Source organism: Bacillus sp. FSL W8-0116 (genome assembly GCF_038003825.1).
Lineage (GTDB): Bacteria > Bacillota > Bacilli > Bacillales > DSM-4216 > Bacillus_O > Bacillus_O smithii.
Genome location: NZ_JBBOPY010000001.1, coordinates 1,185,724 through 1,201,303 on the forward strand (window position 1 = coordinate 1,185,724; position 15,580 = coordinate 1,201,303).

Consider the following 15,580-nt stretch of genomic DNA (forward strand, 5'->3'; position numbering starts at 1 on the left):
TCTTTTTTATCATAATCAAGCTTTTTCAAAAAAGCAATTTGCATCGCAAGAAACCCTGTTTCCAACAAAAGACCAGACACCTAACACAAGCGGATGATAATGGTTCATCCTCCTGCTTTGGTTCTGGCCTTCATTATTCTTTCTATTTAGGTTCGCTCGATGTGACGAAGGCAAACGTCACATGGTCCTGAATGGGAATCCACGCTCCAATTCCTTGTGAGGTTACATTCTTGACAACAATCGATCTTTTCATTCCTTTCAGTACAATAAATACTTCTCCATACGTAACTTTTCCTTTTTCATTCACCGCGGGTGCGTATGCATATAAATAGCCAAGCCTTTGTGCCGGGATATTATAAACCTGGCTTTTTTTCGTACCGGCTCCAATAGTTGTTGAAAATGAAAGTGGAAGTTTTGTTTTTTGTGCCGCAGTCAGCATCATCATTTTTTGAACATCATCTGCATGAGGAATTTTAGCGGTTAAACCGCCTTTGATCTGTTTTTGCATTTCCTGTACATAATGGATTTTGTAATTGGCATTACCGCCGCGGTTATCAAAATAATTCGTATTGATTTTTTGATATTCCCAATTGGGAACCGTTTCGCTCGATTCATAATTCAGAGGCCATTCCCCCAAATAAATAGTGGCTCTCAATCCGATAGCAAAGGGTGTTTTGTTAATGGATGTTTCATTCAACATTCGAATTAAATCGGGATTTTCAATTTTCACTTTAGATGTACTCAGCAAATCCTTCGTAAATTCGCTTGGCTGCAAAGATGGGAGATCTTGCGTCGGGTTCGGATAGGTGTTTTCTTTCGCTATATTCATCACAGATGAAGGCATTTGATAATGCCGATTATCGCTTTTTTTGGCCGCCTCCGCAGCCGTTACGGTGAACAGGGATAGAAAGAAAGTTATCAGGACAATGCGGTACACTTTCATGAATGCTTTACTCCCTTCTCTTCGATGTCTACTTTTTTATAGAGTTTCCCATATTCTTTTTCCTATCCCTTTTTCAAGAAAAAAGAGAACGGCTATTATAGGTAAAAAAGCTTATGAAAATGAAAAACGCTGACTAATTGTCAGCGTTTGAGAATAGACCAATCTCTTTCATAAAAATAGAATTTTTAATCACTGCTTATTCTTCCATACCAGATTTTGTTCGCTACAGCAAATAAAATCCTATTCCCATTATGAAATAGGCGGCTATTAATGTCAGCCCTTCAAACCAGTTCGACTCTCCGTCGTTTTGGATGACAATCGTCAACAAGACGGCCGTGACCATGGAAATTAATTCTGGCAACGTAAAGATTAACGGCATAGAATGTTCAAAAAACATCGATGCAAGCACCAATATCGGCGCTACAAACATAGCTACTTGGAGTGTAGAGCCGATGGCAATTTCCACTGCGATATCCATTTTATTTTTCATGGACATAAGAACGGCAGAAGCATGCTCCGCTGCATTTCCGACTATGGCGACTATAATGACCCCGATAAACAATTCACTCCAGCCGAATTTGTCCGCCACAACTTCAAATGTATGTACCAGATTTTCAGAAACGTAAGCCACTGCAATCGTCGCCAACGCCAATATAACCATGGCTTTCCCTTTTTTCCATTCCGGCTCTTCATGCTCTTCTTGACTTTCTTGTGTGGAATGATACACTCCGCGATGAGTAACCAATTTAAAGAACAAGGCAGCCAAGTACAAGAGAATCATGATTACTGCAATCCCAATGCTTAATGAAAAAGTTTTGTCTCCAGTCATCTTTAATGAAAAAATTTCCGGGATAACAAAGGCCACAATGACAGCAAACATTAACAGCCCGGAATTATGTCTGGCGTCATACACATTAAACTTTTGCCTTTTAAATTTCAGTCCCCCTAAAAAAAAGGAAAGCCCGGCAACTAAAAGCAGATTTCCTAAAACCGAACCAGTCAAAGAAGCCAATACAACTTCAACAAGACCCGCTTTTAAAGAAAAAATAGAAATAATTAATTCAACGGCATTTCCAAATGTCGCATTTAAAAGTCCGCCAATTCTGGGCCCGGCAATAATGGCCAAACTTTCTGTCGCTCTGCCCATATAACTGGCCAATGCAATAATGGTGAAACAATAAACGACAAACATCATGACAGCTGGCCAATGAAGCAGAGCCCCTATAACGGACAAAGGAACCCCGGCAAATACCATAATGGCAAAAATCTTATTCATAAACAAACCTCATTTCTTTCTAAATAATTTCACGAGTACAGGAATCCGGTATTGAATTTTTCCAAGAAGGTTGGTCTTAAGCAAAACGCTAAAAAGGCTTGTCAGATGTTTTTCCAAGTTTCTATTATAAATTTTTTCACTTCTTATGAAAGCCGTTAAGCTTTTAGTCCCTTTTTCATAACATTTTTGAATATACCATTTTTATACATTATACATCAAATTTTTTTGTCTTGCCTTTTTATCACTATTCATTATTTTCAATTTCATTGCTTGTAAAGAAGATGCAACCCCTTTTTCCGAATCGAAAGTTCTTTTTCTGGAATGAGTTCTATCCCGCTTTTTCAATATAAGAAATCTTTCTGGTTTTTATTCTTCACATCTGAAACAATATATGTTAATATATAGCTACATTATAATAATTTTAATTTAAAAAATATATTAATCACCTTATATTACTTATTTTAATGCTATTATCAATATAATGAAGGTGATTATTATTCTCAATTAAAAAGAGTTTATTTTCAATTAAACAAGGAGGGTCACGATGAGCGCAGATGCGAATGCTTTGACAAATAAAAAAATCGTTCAAACGAAAATGGCGAAGTTGGAGAAACTGAAACCGCATCTTGAATTAATGGCAGCTTTATTAAGCGGTTTGCTTATTTTAGCAGCTTGGATAACGGAAAATAATCATGCCGGACTGGTTCCAAGTGTGCTCTACCTGCTGGCGTTTGCTATCGGCGGGTTTGCCAAAGCAAAAGAAGGCATTGAAGAAACCATAAAAAATAAAGAATTAAATGTAGAAATATTAATGATTGTTGCAGCCATCGGATCAGCGAGCATCGGATACTGGACAGAAGGAGCTGTTTTAATTTTTATTTTTTCTGTCAGCGGAGCTTTAGAAACGTATACCATGAATAAAAGCCAAAAAGAAATCTCTTCCTTAATGGATCTGCAGCCAGAAGAAGCGTGGCGAATCACCAACGGAAATTTAGAAAGAGTTCCCGTTTCCAGTCTTAATATCGGCGACTTGATTATCGTGAAACCGGGTGAACGTATCCCTTCTGACGGCCGGATCGTAAAGGGAAGCTCTTCTGTAGATGAATCGGCGATTACTGGGGAATCCATGCCCGTAACGAAACAACTGGGTGAAGAAGTTTTTGCCGGAACCGTCAATATCAATGGCTCCATTACTGTTGAAATTACGAAACGATCGAATGAAACTCTATTCCAAAAAATCATTGAGCTTGTCCAATCTGCTCAAAGCGAAAAATCACCTTCACAGCTTTTTATTGAAAAATTCGAAGGGCACTATGTCAAAGTCGTGTTGGCGGTTGTCTTGCTGATGATGTTTCTACCTCATTATTTGTTTGGATGGAGTTGGAATGAAACGTTCTATCGCGCAATGGTTCTTTTAGTTGTCGCTTCTCCGTGCGCCCTAGTCGCATCCATTATGCCCGCTACTCTTGCGGCTATTTCTAATGGCGCCCGGAACGGAATCTTGGTAAAAGGCGGTGTTCACTTAGAAAATTTAAGCCATTTAAAAGCAATCGCATTTGACAAGACCGGTACGCTGACAAAAGGAAAACCGGAAGTAACAGACATCATTGTCCGGAACGGCTTAGAAGAAGCGCGTCTTATTCAAATGGCCGCTTCAATTGAAAATCAATCGAATCATCCGCTTGCACAGGCTATCGTAAAATTTGCCGAAGACAAGGAAATTCCGCTTTTAGAAGTAGACCAATTGGAAGACGTGGCCGGTTCTGGTGTAAAGGCAGCGATGGGAGGCGAAGAATGGAAAATCGGCAAAGCGGAATTCGTCGGTAAGGATGAGGCGCTTTCTTTCGCAAATGGAAAAGCAAAAGAGTTGGCGTCAGAAGGAAAAACCGTCGTTTTTGTCCGCGATTCGAACGGAATTGCTGCTCTCTTAGCTTTGAAAGACAGCATTCGGCCCGATGCCAAAAAAGCCATTGATCTTCTGCGCCAAGAAGGAATTTATACGATTATGTTGACCGGAGATAGCGATAAAACAGCGTACACCATCGGGAAAGAAGCTCACTTAGACGGTTATATTGCCGAATGCCTGCCCCAGCACAAAGCGGACTATGTGAAAAAAATTATGGAAAAATACGGGACGGTCGCAATGGTTGGCGACGGCATTAATGACGCCCCTGCCTTAGCAACCGCAAACGTTGGAATTGCCATGGGAGAAGGAACAGACGCAGCGCTTGAAACGGCTGATATTATTTTGATGAAAAATGATTTAGCCAAAATTGCCAATGCGATTCAGCTTTCCAAAAGAATGAATAAAATCGTAAAACAAAATATCGTCTTTTCGATCGCAGTCATTATGTTGTTAATTTGCTCCAACTTCCTTCAAATTCTCGATCTTCCTTTCGGAGTGATCGGTCACGAAGGAAGCACGATCTTAGTGATTTTAAACGGGCTTCGGCTTTTGAAATCTCCAAAAGAAAAAGCGTTCGAAGCACAAGAATTAAAAGCTTATTAAAAAACGAGAAATCGAAAAGGGGAGCGGCCAAAACGCTCCCCTTTTTTTATGAGTTGCTGCATAAAACGTATTGAAGTTATGGAATCGATCAAGCGGATTTTCAGGTTCAGCAGCTCCGGCTTTATCATTCTGTTCGCTTATTGCTCTCTGTTATCTTTTTGACCGTTCAAGAGCCTTTCATGACCTTTTCATCCAGATACCCTTCAGCGCACCGATCCCAACCATAGTCCACTACTTTCCGCTTTCCGTCGTTTCCTTTTCGTTATGGATGTCTTGATAGGATGCATCCTTTTTTTCAGGCAAAAACGTATCTTTTGCTTCCGTCAGCAATTCCTTCACTTGCGGTGTTAAATCACGAAGATCCTCCACTTTTTCACGGATAAAGCCAACATCTTCATTCACTTGTTTGACCGTTTCTTTAGCTTTTTCTACTATCTCCTTAGTGGAAGAAATGATGCGATTTGGATCTTTTGCGATTTGGACAACATATTGGCACACTTTAGACATTTTAGAGCGTGTGGACTTGTCCAATAAACTGACAGCAGCCCCTGCGGCAGCACCGATAAACATTCCTACAAAGAATTTATTTCTCCCCATTTTTTTACCCCCTTAAAGGTTATGTTCCTTTTTAATTAGCGCAAGCAGACGGTCGCAGCCTTTTTTGATCAACTCATAAACCTCTTCAAAATTACCGGTGAAATAAGGATCAGGCACATCCTTTTGCTCAGATTCTTCCACTAAGTCAAGCAAACGAATGATGTGTGTAGTGGAAGCATCTCCAGCAAGCTTATGTAAATCATCCACGTTGCTTTGATCCATCGCCACAATATAATCGAATTTGTTTAAGTCTTCTCGCTGTACTTGGCGGGCGACAAGCCCTTCATGGTTAATTTGATATTTTTTTAATATGGACAACGTTCCATGATGAGGAGATTCTCCGATATGCCAGCCGCCGATGCCGGCTGAGTCAACCGCAATTTTTTGATCTAACTTTTCTCGTTTTACCATGTCGCGAAACATCGCCTCAGCCATGGGAGAACGACAAATATTTCCTAAGCAGACAAACAAGACGTGAATCAATCCAACCCTTCCTTTCTTTAAAGCAAATGGTATTATCATTATTCTACAAAATTTTTCATTGAAAAACGACAAAGAAATAGTGGTATTTCTTTGTCATTGTTCATAGAACACGATCGAAAGCGACCTTTCGGCTTTCAAACCATAGATCCTGTCTCTTCTCGCTCGGTTTGACAGGAATGAAAAAACATGAAAATATATGAATAAGTACTAGCCGAAAAGGGAAAGGATGGATCAAGTGGATCTCTCAAAAAACACATTAGAAAATATTGAGTTTATGGTGGAAAAGATTAAAGAAAAGCTAAAAATGGTCAACGGTGATGCTTTAAAATCTACTAATTTTAGTTCCGACAAATATGAAGAACTAAAAGAAATTTATGAACTAGTACAGAGAAAAAATCATTTCAGCCCTAATGAGATGCAAGCGATTGTGGAAGAACTCGGATATTTGAGAAAGTAAGGAAAAACTGCCGGTTTAGTGGGAGCCGGCAGTTTTTTCTTCCTCTTGATCGGTTAGTATGAGAATTCCGTCCTTTGTAACAGCGATCGTATGCTCATATTGAGCAGACAGCGATCCATCCATTGTTCTAGCCGTCCAGCCATTAGCGTCCATTTTCGTTGCCCAATGGCCTATGTTCACCATCGGTTCAATCGTAAAGACCATCCCTTCTTTTATGCGCGGACCTTTTCCAGGGAAGCCGAAATGAGGAACATCCGGTTTCTCATGAATGACCGCACCTATTCCATGGCCGATAAAATCTCGAACGACAGAAAAACCTTCCGCCTCCACATAAGTTTGAATAGCGTGGCCAATATCTCCAATTCTATTTCCTATTTTCACCTGTTCGATTCCTTTATATAACGCTGTCTTCGTTACATCTAATAATTTTTGGGTTTGTGGATCGACTTCTCCAACAGCATAAGACCAAGCCGAATCTGCCAGCCCGCCGTTTAACCGGACCACCATATCAATCGTGACAATATCTCCTTCTTTTAACGCTTGTTTCCGGGGAAATCCATGACATACTTCATCGTTGACGCTCGCGCAAGTTGCATATTCGTAGCCACGATATCCTTTTTGTTCCGGTGTCGCTCCGTGTTTTTTCAAATATTCGTCCACGAAAACTTCAATGTCCCAAGTTGTCACTCCCGGCTTAATCAGTTTAGCTATTTCTTTATGGGTGGAAGCAAGAAGCTTTCCCGCTTCATGCATTTTTTCAATCTCACGTGGAGATTTCAATACGATCATGAAAATCCTACCTTTCTTTTTTGCTCCGTTTCATTTCTCAAGTTTAAGGAAACGCACAATGATATGTTTCAATATTCTATGTTTATTATATGTTTTTTTTCTTTACTTTTACAAAAAAAATGGAGGGTTTGACTCGCTGACACAATCATTTCTCGTCGTGTCAGCAAGTCAAACCCTTGACTAATGCCTTCTTCATGTCGTAAAAATGTTCTATTGCAAAAGTTTCAAGGATTCGCGATTAAACGCCGGAATATCGTCTGGTGTCCGGCTCGTTACTAATTGGTTGTCGCTTACAACCACTTCTTCATCTTTATAATGAGCGCCGGCGTATTCCATATCAACACGAATGGATTTATAGCCAGTAGCCGTTTTTCCTTCCAGAGCTTTCGCCGTGATGAGGAGCTGTGGACCATGGCAAATCGCAAATACCGGTTTTTTAGAATCCATAAAATCTTTAACAAATTGAACAAACCGGTCATCGGCACGTAATATGTCTGGTGAAAATCCTCCCGGGATCAACAAAGCATCGTAATTTTCCACTTTCGCGTTATCGATGCTTTCATCGATCGTAATAACAGCGTCGCCATGTTTGCCTTTTACCGTTTTCCCTTTTTCTTTTTCAATATTGACAATTTCATGGCCTGCTTCTTTATAGGCTTTTACAGGTTCAGTGTACTCAGAGTCTTCCACCATATCTGTTACCAATACGGCAATTTTTTTACCCATCGTTTGTTCTCCTCCTTTACGACTTTATCCGATATTTATTGTACCCCTTCTTTTGTTTATTAAACAAACATTATGCTTATTGCTGTACGTTCTTCTGTTGATTGATCGGCATAATGAGTACTTCGACGCGTCGGTTTTTAGCCCTTCCTTCCGGGGTAGAGTTGTCTGCAACCGGCTGGTATTCGCCGTATCCTTTGGCACTAAATTGGCGCGGGTCCAATTTCGGATTTTCCAAAAGAATTTTCATAAAATTGATGGCCCTCATAGCGCTTAATTCCCAGTTGGATTCAAATGAAGCCGTTTTAATCGGAACGTTATCGGTGTGTCCGCTGATAATGATTTGATGAGGAGGATTCATGACAAGTAAATTTGACAGTTCTCTAGCCATTTGAACGTCCTCTTTCCGAATGGTCGCTTTTCCGGAGTCGAATAATACATTATCTCGAATTCTCAACAAAAGTCCCTCGCTTGTCAAGGACGTGGTAATTTTATTCGTCAAATGTTTTTTTTCGATATATTGATTGATTCTTCCCTCTACTTGTTTTAATTCTTTTTCATCTTTTTTGTTCAGAATGTCATCTTTATTCGCCTTACCGTCGGGGGACGGAACCGGAGTTTGAATCGTATCGGAAAAATCCATGACCCCTGTGCTGCCTTGAAATATATCATTAAAAGTCTGAGCAAATTTTTGAAACTTTTTCGCATCGACCGCGCTCATGGAAAAAAGGACAATAAATAGCGCCAAAAGCAAAGTTAATAAGTCCGAATAAGGAAGCAGCCAAGATTCGCTCATATGCTCATCGTCATTCTTTTTTTTACGCTTCGCCATTTTGACCGACACCTTCCGCTTCCATCATCATATTCTTTCGTTCCTCTTGAGGCAAAAAAGAAGACAATTTTTGTTCAATAGTGCGAGGGGCCTCTCCTTCGATGATCGATAAAATTCCTTCTATCATCATTTCTTTTAATTGAACTTCTTGCTGCGATTTTCGTCTTAATTTATTGGCAAATGGATTCCACAATACATATCCGGTAAAAATCCCTAACATGGTAGCCACGAATGCTGCCGAAATGGCATGCCCTAATGCATCCGTATCCGACATATTTCCGAGGGCAGCTATTAATCCGATTACCGCTCCAAGCACCCCAAGCGAAGGAGCATATGTACCCGCCTGCAAAAAAATGGAAATTCCAACTTTGTGGCGTTCCTCCATTGCTTCAATCTCTTCTGTTAAGACATCGCGGATATAGTCGGCATTTTGGCCGTCGACGGCCAGACTCAAACCGTTTTTCAAAAAAGGGTCTTCTATCTCGTCCAGTCTTGCTTCCAAGGCAAGAAGACCTTCTCTGCGGGCAATTTCCGCCCACTCCGAAAACAAACGAATCACCTCAAGCCGACTCATTAATTTTTGCTCTTTAAAAATAATCGCAAACAATTTTGGAACTTTTTTTATTTCGTTCGTTGGAAAAGCGATGGTCACAGCAGCTATAGTCCCTGCAATAATGATCAAAAAAGCGGCAGGATTCGCTAATACCGAAACGTTGACCCCCTTAAGCACCATACCGACTCCGATGGCAATAATTCCGAGTATTACTCCAATAATTGTTGTCTTATCCATCATTCTCACCCTATTTACTAAATTTCTATTTCTATTGTCATGGACCGCCAATGAACGTACTGCTATTTTTAATATCGACTAAATTTGACAAACCTTAACGCAAAAAGGACAATTCATTGAAATCACGATGGTTTTTTCCTACGTTTAAACCAAAGTTATGACTTCTTTACATCAAGAATTACCGTTTGATCCGATGATCCTTTTTTCGATCTTCTGCTCATATCTTTTAAATAGAGACGAATTCGTTTTTATTTTTCTTTTAGAAAGCAGTTGATTGTATTGAATGAGCCGCTGGGACCATTGTTTTTCCAGTCTTTTTCTTTCCTGTTCATCATGGCATTGCCGGATCAGTTCTTCGATTGTCAAAAACTCTTTTCGAATCTCCTTTTCTTCCTCCATATATCCTGCGTTTTTCATGATTCGATAAGCCATTCTCAAGTCTTCCGGAATTTCCACCATGCTGTCCATTTTCAACGGCTTCCCTTTCCCCGAAAGATCATCGAACTCTCCTTTTTCGTAAGCTGCCTTGATTTTTTCTTCCGCCAGTAAAGTAAAATAATCCACTAAAACTCCCCCGTGTTAAATTTGTACTATATTTTCCATTCCGAAGAACGAGCTCTGTCACAGCAATATCCTTTTTTACCATTAAAGAAATTCCAAAAAAACCAAGCCTATACCTCCGATAATAAATATTAAGGAAAGAAAAAGCAGAGAAGTTGAACCACCAATGGGTGCAGTGAATAAATCCAGTATTTCCAAAAATATTGCGGTTTTTTTGGCGCTTGGAGATAACTCTTTTATTTCCTTCCAGCTATCTTTAAAATAAATCACTCCAAACGGTAAAAGAGCAATTCCTACTACTAATAATGTAATACCTACTGCCGTTGTCAAATCACTTCCCTCACTATCTATGAAATAGGTCTTTTACTGCCATTGATTACACGTCATAACGAAAAACATCGCCCAATCCCCTCCATCTGCATTCTTGCATGTTGCATAAAAGTTTTAAAAATAAAATAAACTCGTCGAAAGTCCAAATTTTTTAAATATAGGGGATCAATATGGTATACTTATGTTAACGAGCACGTAATTCATGTTTTATCTGTTCGATCCCTATCATTGTCCACAAGTTTTGCACATTTATTTTCCTCATGAAAAAAAGGTTTCATATTTTTCACTTTTAATTTATCACATTTAGAATGAGCAGCACTTGGAAGACGATCAAATCATCATTTTTGTATATATAGTGGCAGCATGATGGAAAAGTTGTCCCTTTTATAGAAAAGGATACTGTTTCCCCATTAAAAATCTTCTGTCCTACCGAATGATTTCGGTGTTCATTCAAACTTCCTTTATTCCCGCTTTTCTCTGCTGTCTGCCTATTTCGGAGATGATTCTTGATTCGAAGCAACGTTCCAATATATTGGTGACGTGCATGAATAAAGTTTCAAAACAACCTATAAAAATAAATGTTATAGAAAGGAAAGATGCGAATGGAGAATGTGGAATACCAAAAGTTATCCAAAAAATCTATTTTGATTAACGGCATTTTTATTACATTAGGCGCCATTTTAATGGCAGTGGGATTGGAAATCTTTTTAGTTCCTAATCACATCATCGACGGCGGCATTACAGGCATTTCCATTATTTTGTCCCACCTATTAGATGTAAAACTGGGTATTTTCCTGTTTGTTCTCAATATTCCTTTTTTTATCATCGGGTACAAACAATTAGGAAAAAGGTTTACGATTTCCATATTATACGGGATTATCGTTCTATCCGTTTTTACTTCGCTGCTTACTCCTGTTGCCGGTATTACTGACGATATCCTTTTAGCAGCCGTTTTTGGGGGAATTACGATCGGAGTAGGGGTCGGTCTTGTCATCCGGTTCGGGGGCGCCCTCGATGGAACAGAAATATTAGCGATTTTAATCAGCAGCAAATCGGCATTATCTGTCGGACAAATTGTCTTGTTCTTTAATATTTTTATCCTTGGAAGCGCCGGATTTGTTTTCGGCTGGGATCATGCCATGTATTCCCTTATTGCTTACTTTATCGCATTCAAAATGATCGATATCGTGGTGGAAGGATTGGAGCAATCACGTTCTGTCTGGATCATCAGTGATCGTGATACCGAAATTGGAGAAGCGCTCTTAACCAATTTAGGACGAGGCGTCACCTACTTGAACGGGGAAGGCGGATATAAAGGAACGGGCAAAAAAGTCATCTTTTGCGTCATCAACCGCTTGGAAGAGGCGCAATTAAAATCAATCGTCGACCGAATTGATCCGAACGCCTTTCTCGCCATCGGTGAAGTGGCGGAAGTAAAAGGCGGACAATTTAAAAAAAGAGGGGTCCACTAACATCTAGCGGGATGCCCAATCAAGGCAAGAAGCGGAGTCCACGCAAGAACTCCGCTTTTTTTCTGCGTATACTCCGTTTAATGGCTTTTTCTCAAAGCCTGTTCAGGGAAGACGTTACATAGCTTTTACTTCCAGCTGAAGCGCCGGACCGAAAAATTCATAACGGACGTTTTCCGCAGAAATCCCGATATCCGCTAAATGCTGAATAACGGACTGCATAAATGGAACCGGACCGCATACGTAACAGATACTGTTTTTTGGAAGCACTCTTTGCAAAAACTCTTTGTCGATATGTCCAAGGTGATCGCATACAGTGCTTTCATTTTCTTTCGATGAATAAGCGATATAAGATTTCCCGTTCTTGAGTCGGCTTATATGACGATCGACTTCGTCTGAAAAAGCCCGGGCCTTTTCGTTGCGTGCAGCATGAATAAACGTTACTTCTCGTTTGCTGTTTTCTCTCGCCAACGTTTCCAGCATGCTCATCATCGGAGTAATGCCAACGCCGCCGCTTATCATGGCAACCGGATTCGTTTCTTCCTTATTTAATACAAATTCTCCTGCGGGAGCACTCACTTCGATCACATCGCCTTCTTTGGCCTGTTCATGCAAATAAACGGATACTTTTCCATACGGTTCATGATCAGCTTCCTTTTTCACGGAAATGCGGAAATAATCATGAAAAGGACCGCAAGATAAACTGTATTGGCGATTAAACAAATACTTTTCTCCCGGAATTCTCAAACGAATCGTAATATATTGTCCCGGCAAATAGGACGGAACGGGCGAACCATCTTTCGGTTTTAAATAAAAAGAAGTAATAAGAGAACTTTCCGGCACCTTTTTTATAATTTCAAATTCTTTGAAATCTCTAAAACCGCCTTTTTGATTTTCTGCTTCTTCATAAAGTTCCTTCTCTACTTTTATAAAGACATTCGCAATTTCTTGATATGCCTCTTCCCAGGCAGACAAAATTTCATCGGTTGCAGCGTCCCCCAGCACTTCCTTTATCGCTGCCAACAAGTTTTCGCCTACAATCGGATATTGCTCCGGTTTGATCCCCAAGCTGCGGTGTTTATGAGCAATCAGCTTCACGGCCGGAAGTATCGCTTCCAATTCGTCAATATGCTTGGCAGCGGCAAGTACCGCATTCGCCAGCGCGGTTTGCTGCCGGCCTTTCTGTTGATTCGCATGATTGAAAATATTGAGCAGCTCCGGATGGTTGGAAAACATTCTTTTGTAAAAATGAGAAGTAATCTCTGTTCCTCTTTTTTCCAAAATCGGGACAGTGGATTTCACAATGTCAATTGTTTCTTGAGATAACATATTTTTCATCTCCTGAAAAGAAGTATTTTATTTGCATCTTTAAAATAGAGGGAATTAGTGCTGAAAGCAATATCAAAAATACATCTTTAATAAAACGTTCACATTTAGTGTTTTTTATTCAAATGGGGTATAATATAGTGATACTAAGAGTTGCCTTGAAATAGGGAATTTAGAAATGAAAATGTTTAGGTGATGTCATTGAGACTTACTTCTTATACAGATTACGCATTAAGAGTTCTGATATTTTTAGCAGCCAAAGGCAATGATGAACTGTCCAGCATTCGAGAAATTTCCGAAGTATATGGAATTTCCAAAAATCATTTAATGAAAATCATTTACGGACTAGGGAAAATGGGGATTATCAAAACGATCCGCGGACGAAATGGCGGAATACGGCTTGCAAAGGAACCAAAGGATATTAATATCGGAGCCGTTGTGAGACAAACAGAAGAAGATTTTCGTATTGTTGAATGTTTTGATTCCGACCATAATGTTTGTGTGATATCCCCTGTCTGTACTTTGCGGCACATATTGCACGAAGCCCTGGCCGCCTATCTTCACGTTTTAGATCAGTATACACTGGCCGATTTGGTCGCTGACCCTAAAAGCTATCGAATACACTTTATGAAACAGGGCGAAACGTAATTACGTTTCGCTCTGTTTTTCCAAAAACTCTTTCAGTACAACTGCATGATTGCGAACCGGTTCTTTTGCAGCGTATAATAATGTGACAGTATTATTTTCACCCATTTTCACGAGTTTTAAAATCGAGTTTTGCCGATCTTCGCTTTGAAGTTCTTTCCAATACATTTCTTTAAAATCCAAAAATTTGCTTCGATGTTGATGAAACCATTTCCTTAATTCATGGCTTGGTGCTACTTCCTTCATCCATTCATCGATTTGTGCTTTCTCCTTTGATAACCCTCGCGGCCACAGCCGGTCAATCAATATTCTTTTCCCATCTTGTTTTGAAGCCACTTCGTAAACACGTTTCAATTGAAACAAAAATATTCCCCCTTTCCATTGGCATTATGGCACAGTTTCTTCTCAACCGAAAGCGGGAAACGAGGGTTGCTTTGATTCAACTGAAAGTCTTGATACAATAAAGAGGACACTTTAGCAAAGAAGGGGATTAGATGGAACTATTTCAAACAAAATTAGAAAAATATGCAGAATTGGCAGTAAAGGTTGGCGTCAATATTCAAAAAGGACAAACACTCGTCATTAATGCTGGTCTAGAAGCGGCTGACTTCGTACGGCTTATTACCAAAAAAGCTTATGAAGCCGGCGCCAAACATGTCTATGTCGATTGGCACGATGACGCCATCTCCCGAATGAAATATGAGCTGGCGCCAGATGAAGCGTTCGACGATTATCCGATTTGGCGGGCAAAAGAAAAAGAAGAACTGGCTGAACAAGGAGCGGCGTTTATTTCCGTACTTTCTTCCAGTCCCGACCTTTTAAAAGGAGTCGATCCTGATCGCATCAGCCGCTTTCAAAAAGCCGCCGGCCAAGCTCTGGCAAAGTTCCGGCAATACATTCAATCGGACAAAGTCAGTTGGACGGTCATCGCTGCCGCTTCACAAGCATGGGCCAAAAAAGTTTTTCCAAACGAAGAAAAACCTGTGGAAAAATTATGGGAAGCCATTTTTGATGCAGTAAGAATTGGACAAGCGGATCCCATTGCGGCTTGGCAAAAACATGATAAGATTCTTCATGAAAAAGTTGAATATTTAAATCAAAAAAGGTTTCATAAGCTTCATTACAAAGCACCCGGCACCGATTTGACCATTGAGCTCCCTGAAAACCATATTTGGGTGGGAGCTGGAAGCATCAATGAAAACGGTGTGGCATTTATGGCCAATATGCCGACGGAAGAAGTATTTACAGCGCCCAAAAAAACGGGAGTCAATGGATATGTATCTAATACCAAGCCGTTGAGCTATGGAGGAAATATTATCGATGGATTTACCATTACATTCAAAAACGGAAGAATTGTCGATGTGAAAGCGAAAGAAGGAGAAGAAATACTAAAGAAACTGGTAGAAACAGATGAAGGATCTCATTATTTAGGAGAAGTAGCGCTTGTACCCCACCACTCACCTATCTCTGAATCGGGAATTCTTTTTTACAATACATTATTTGACGAAAATGCCTCCAACCACCTCGCGATCGGAAGCGCTTATGCTTTTTGCATCGAAGGCGGGAAGCAAATGTCGAAAGAGGAATTGGAAGAAAACGGACTGAATACAAGCATCACCCACGTGGACTTTATGATCGGATCAGAATCCATGGATATTGACGGCATCACCAAAGACGGAAAGACCGAACCGATTTTCCGCAATGGAAATTGGGCATTTTAAAAAAATTCCTTTATTGGAACGTTCCATTATTAAAAATAACTTTGATTCCATTCAATCTGAATCTAATGGAATGAACTTGCTCCACTTTAATAGGATTTAAAAGGCTCTGTTCGAATCCAAAATTTTCGT

Annotated in this window: 17 protein-coding genes; 5 read left to right on the plus strand and 12 right to left on the minus strand. The window is 40.0% G+C overall.

Annotated elements, in window-relative coordinates; translation table 11 throughout:
* Nucleotides 1–142: 142 nt before the first annotated feature.
* Nucleotides 143–943 (minus strand): YfkD famly protein, encoded by an 801-nt coding sequence (locus N1I86_RS05640; protein ID WP_003354696.1) that lies wholly within the window; start codon nt 941–943, stop codon nt 143–145.
* 223 nt (nt 944–1,166) lie between these two features.
* On the minus strand, nt 1,167–2,219 hold the full coding sequence (gene cax / locus N1I86_RS05645) for a calcium/proton exchanger (protein ID WP_003354694.1): 1,053 nt from the start codon (nt 2,217–2,219) through the stop codon (nt 1,167–1,169).
* A gap of 544 nt (nt 2,220–2,763) precedes the next feature.
* Between cax and N1I86_RS05650 the strand changes: the two genes are divergently transcribed.
* Nucleotides 2,764–4,728 carry a heavy metal translocating P-type ATPase gene (locus N1I86_RS05650; RefSeq protein ID WP_341095376.1) on the plus strand — a complete coding sequence of 655 codons (1,965 nt, stop codon included), beginning with the start codon at nt 2,764–2,766 and terminating at the stop codon, nt 4,726–4,728.
* A gap of 231 nt (nt 4,729–4,959) precedes the next feature.
* On the opposite strand, the gene N1I86_RS05655 is transcribed toward N1I86_RS05650, so the two are convergent.
* Both N1I86_RS05655 and N1I86_RS05660 read right to left on the minus strand, forming a co-directional pair.
* Nucleotides 4,960–5,325, minus strand: a complete 366-nt coding sequence (locus N1I86_RS05655) for a hypothetical protein (RefSeq protein ID WP_003354692.1) — start codon at nt 5,323–5,325, stop codon at nt 4,960–4,962.
* A gap of 12 nt (nt 5,326–5,337) precedes the next feature.
* Entirely contained in the window at nt 5,338–5,808 is a 471-nt protein-coding gene (locus tag N1I86_RS05660; RefSeq protein WP_003354691.1) for a low molecular weight protein-tyrosine-phosphatase, read from the minus strand.
* A gap of 235 nt (nt 5,809–6,043) precedes the next feature.
* On the opposite strand from N1I86_RS05660, the gene N1I86_RS05665 reads away from it, so the two are divergent.
* The gene (locus N1I86_RS05665; RefSeq protein WP_040341556.1) at nt 6,044–6,265 is read left to right on the plus strand and encodes a DUF1128 domain-containing protein; all 222 of its coding nucleotides are present in this window, start codon (nt 6,044–6,046) and stop codon (nt 6,263–6,265) included.
* A 15-nt stretch (nt 6,266–6,280) separates the two neighbouring features.
* Here the strand turns inward: N1I86_RS05665 and map are convergent, their stop codons facing one another.
* From map to N1I86_RS05695, 6 genes are all read right to left on the minus strand, one after another.
* A complete protein-coding gene (map, locus tag N1I86_RS05670) occupies nt 6,281–7,054 on the minus strand; it encodes a type I methionyl aminopeptidase (RefSeq protein ID WP_003354689.1) in 774 nt (257 codons plus the stop codon).
* 210 nt (nt 7,055–7,264) lie between these two features.
* Nucleotides 7,265–7,780 (minus strand): type 1 glutamine amidotransferase domain-containing protein, encoded by a 516-nt coding sequence (locus tag N1I86_RS05675; protein ID WP_003354688.1) that lies wholly within the window; start codon nt 7,778–7,780, stop codon nt 7,265–7,267.
* 76 nt (nt 7,781–7,856) lie between these two features.
* Nucleotides 7,857–8,609 (minus strand): flagellar motor protein MotB, encoded by a 753-nt coding sequence (gene motB / locus N1I86_RS05680; protein WP_270583047.1) that lies wholly within the window; start codon nt 8,607–8,609, stop codon nt 7,857–7,859.
* Nucleotides 8,596–9,399 carry a flagellar motor stator protein MotA gene (gene motA, locus N1I86_RS05685; RefSeq protein WP_003354685.1) on the minus strand — a complete coding sequence of 268 codons (804 nt, stop codon included), beginning with the start codon at nt 9,397–9,399 and terminating at the stop codon, nt 8,596–8,598. Before motA ends, motB begins: the two co-directional genes overlap by 14 nt.
* A 171-nt stretch (nt 9,400–9,570) precedes the next feature.
* Nucleotides 9,571–9,963, minus strand: a complete 393-nt coding sequence (locus N1I86_RS05690) for a DnaJ family domain-containing protein (protein ID WP_270583045.1) — start codon at nt 9,961–9,963, stop codon at nt 9,571–9,573.
* Nucleotides 9,964–10,044: 81 nt separating this feature from the next.
* Nucleotides 10,045–10,290 (minus strand): hypothetical protein, encoded by a 246-nt coding sequence (locus N1I86_RS05695; RefSeq protein WP_270583044.1) that lies wholly within the window; start codon nt 10,288–10,290, stop codon nt 10,045–10,047.
* A gap of 602 nt (nt 10,291–10,892) precedes the next feature.
* On the opposite strand from N1I86_RS05695, the gene N1I86_RS05700 reads away from it, so the two are divergent.
* The gene (locus N1I86_RS05700) at nt 10,893–11,762 is read left to right on the plus strand and encodes a YitT family protein (protein ID WP_048622715.1); all 870 of its coding nucleotides are present in this window, start codon (nt 10,893–10,895) and stop codon (nt 11,760–11,762) included.
* Nucleotides 11,763–11,876: 114 nt separating this feature from the next.
* Here the strand turns inward: N1I86_RS05700 and hmpA are convergent, their stop codons facing one another.
* The gene (gene hmpA / locus N1I86_RS05705) at nt 11,877–13,088 is read right to left on the minus strand and encodes an NO-inducible flavohemoprotein (protein ID WP_341095379.1); all 1,212 of its coding nucleotides are present in this window, start codon (nt 13,086–13,088) and stop codon (nt 11,877–11,879) included.
* A gap of 198 nt (nt 13,089–13,286) precedes the next feature.
* Between hmpA and N1I86_RS05710 the strand changes: the two genes are divergently transcribed.
* Complete coding sequence (locus N1I86_RS05710; RefSeq protein WP_341095381.1) at nt 13,287–13,733, plus strand: RrF2 family transcriptional regulator; 447 nt, start codon at nt 13,287–13,289, stop codon at nt 13,731–13,733.
* Here the strand turns inward: N1I86_RS05710 and N1I86_RS05715 are convergent, their stop codons facing one another.
* Complete coding sequence (locus tag N1I86_RS05715) at nt 13,734–14,093, minus strand: DUF488 domain-containing protein (RefSeq protein ID WP_341095383.1); 360 nt, start codon at nt 14,091–14,093, stop codon at nt 13,734–13,736.
* Nucleotides 14,094–14,224: 131 nt separating this feature from the next.
* Between N1I86_RS05715 and N1I86_RS05720 the strand changes: the two genes are divergently transcribed.
* On the plus strand, nt 14,225–15,451 hold the full coding sequence (locus tag N1I86_RS05720) for an aminopeptidase (RefSeq protein WP_341095385.1): 1,227 nt from the start codon (nt 14,225–14,227) through the stop codon (nt 15,449–15,451).
* The last annotated feature ends 129 nt before the right edge of the window (nt 15,452–15,580 follow it).

What these genes read in the sequence shown, in the direction of transcription:
- N1I86_RS05640 (WP_003354696.1), bottom strand. Translation starts at nt 943, where the DNA reads ATGAAAGTGTACCGCATTGTCCTGATAACTTTCTTTCTATCCCTGTTC.
- cax (WP_003354694.1), bottom strand. Translation starts at nt 2,219, where the DNA reads ATGAATAAGATTTTTGCCATTATGGTATTTGCCGGGGTTCCTTTGTCC.
- N1I86_RS05650 (WP_341095376.1), top strand. Translation starts at nt 2,764, where the DNA reads ATGAGCGCAGATGCGAATGCTTTGACAAATAAAAAAATCGTTCAAACG.
- N1I86_RS05655 (WP_003354692.1), bottom strand. Translation starts at nt 5,325, where the DNA reads ATGGGGAGAAATAAATTCTTTGTAGGAATGTTTATCGGTGCTGCCGCA.
- map (WP_003354689.1), bottom strand. Translation starts at nt 7,054, where the DNA reads ATGATCGTATTGAAATCTCCACGTGAGATTGAAAAAATGCATGAAGCG.
- N1I86_RS05675 (WP_003354688.1), bottom strand. Translation starts at nt 7,780, where the DNA reads ATGGGTAAAAAAATTGCCGTATTGGTAACAGATATGGTGGAAGACTCT.
- motB (WP_270583047.1), bottom strand. Translation starts at nt 8,609, where the DNA reads ATGGCGAAGCGTAAAAAAAAGAATGACGATGAGCATATGAGCGAATCT.
- motA (WP_003354685.1), bottom strand. Translation starts at nt 9,399, where the DNA reads ATGGATAAGACAACAATTATTGGAGTAATACTCGGAATTATTGCCATC.
- N1I86_RS05700 (WP_048622715.1), top strand. Translation starts at nt 10,893, where the DNA reads ATGGAGAATGTGGAATACCAAAAGTTATCCAAAAAATCTATTTTGATT.
- hmpA (WP_341095379.1), bottom strand. Translation starts at nt 13,088, where the DNA reads ATGTTATCTCAAGAAACAATTGACATTGTGAAATCCACTGTCCCGATT.
- N1I86_RS05720 (WP_341095385.1), top strand. Translation starts at nt 14,225, where the DNA reads ATGGAACTATTTCAAACAAAATTAGAAAAATATGCAGAATTGGCAGTA.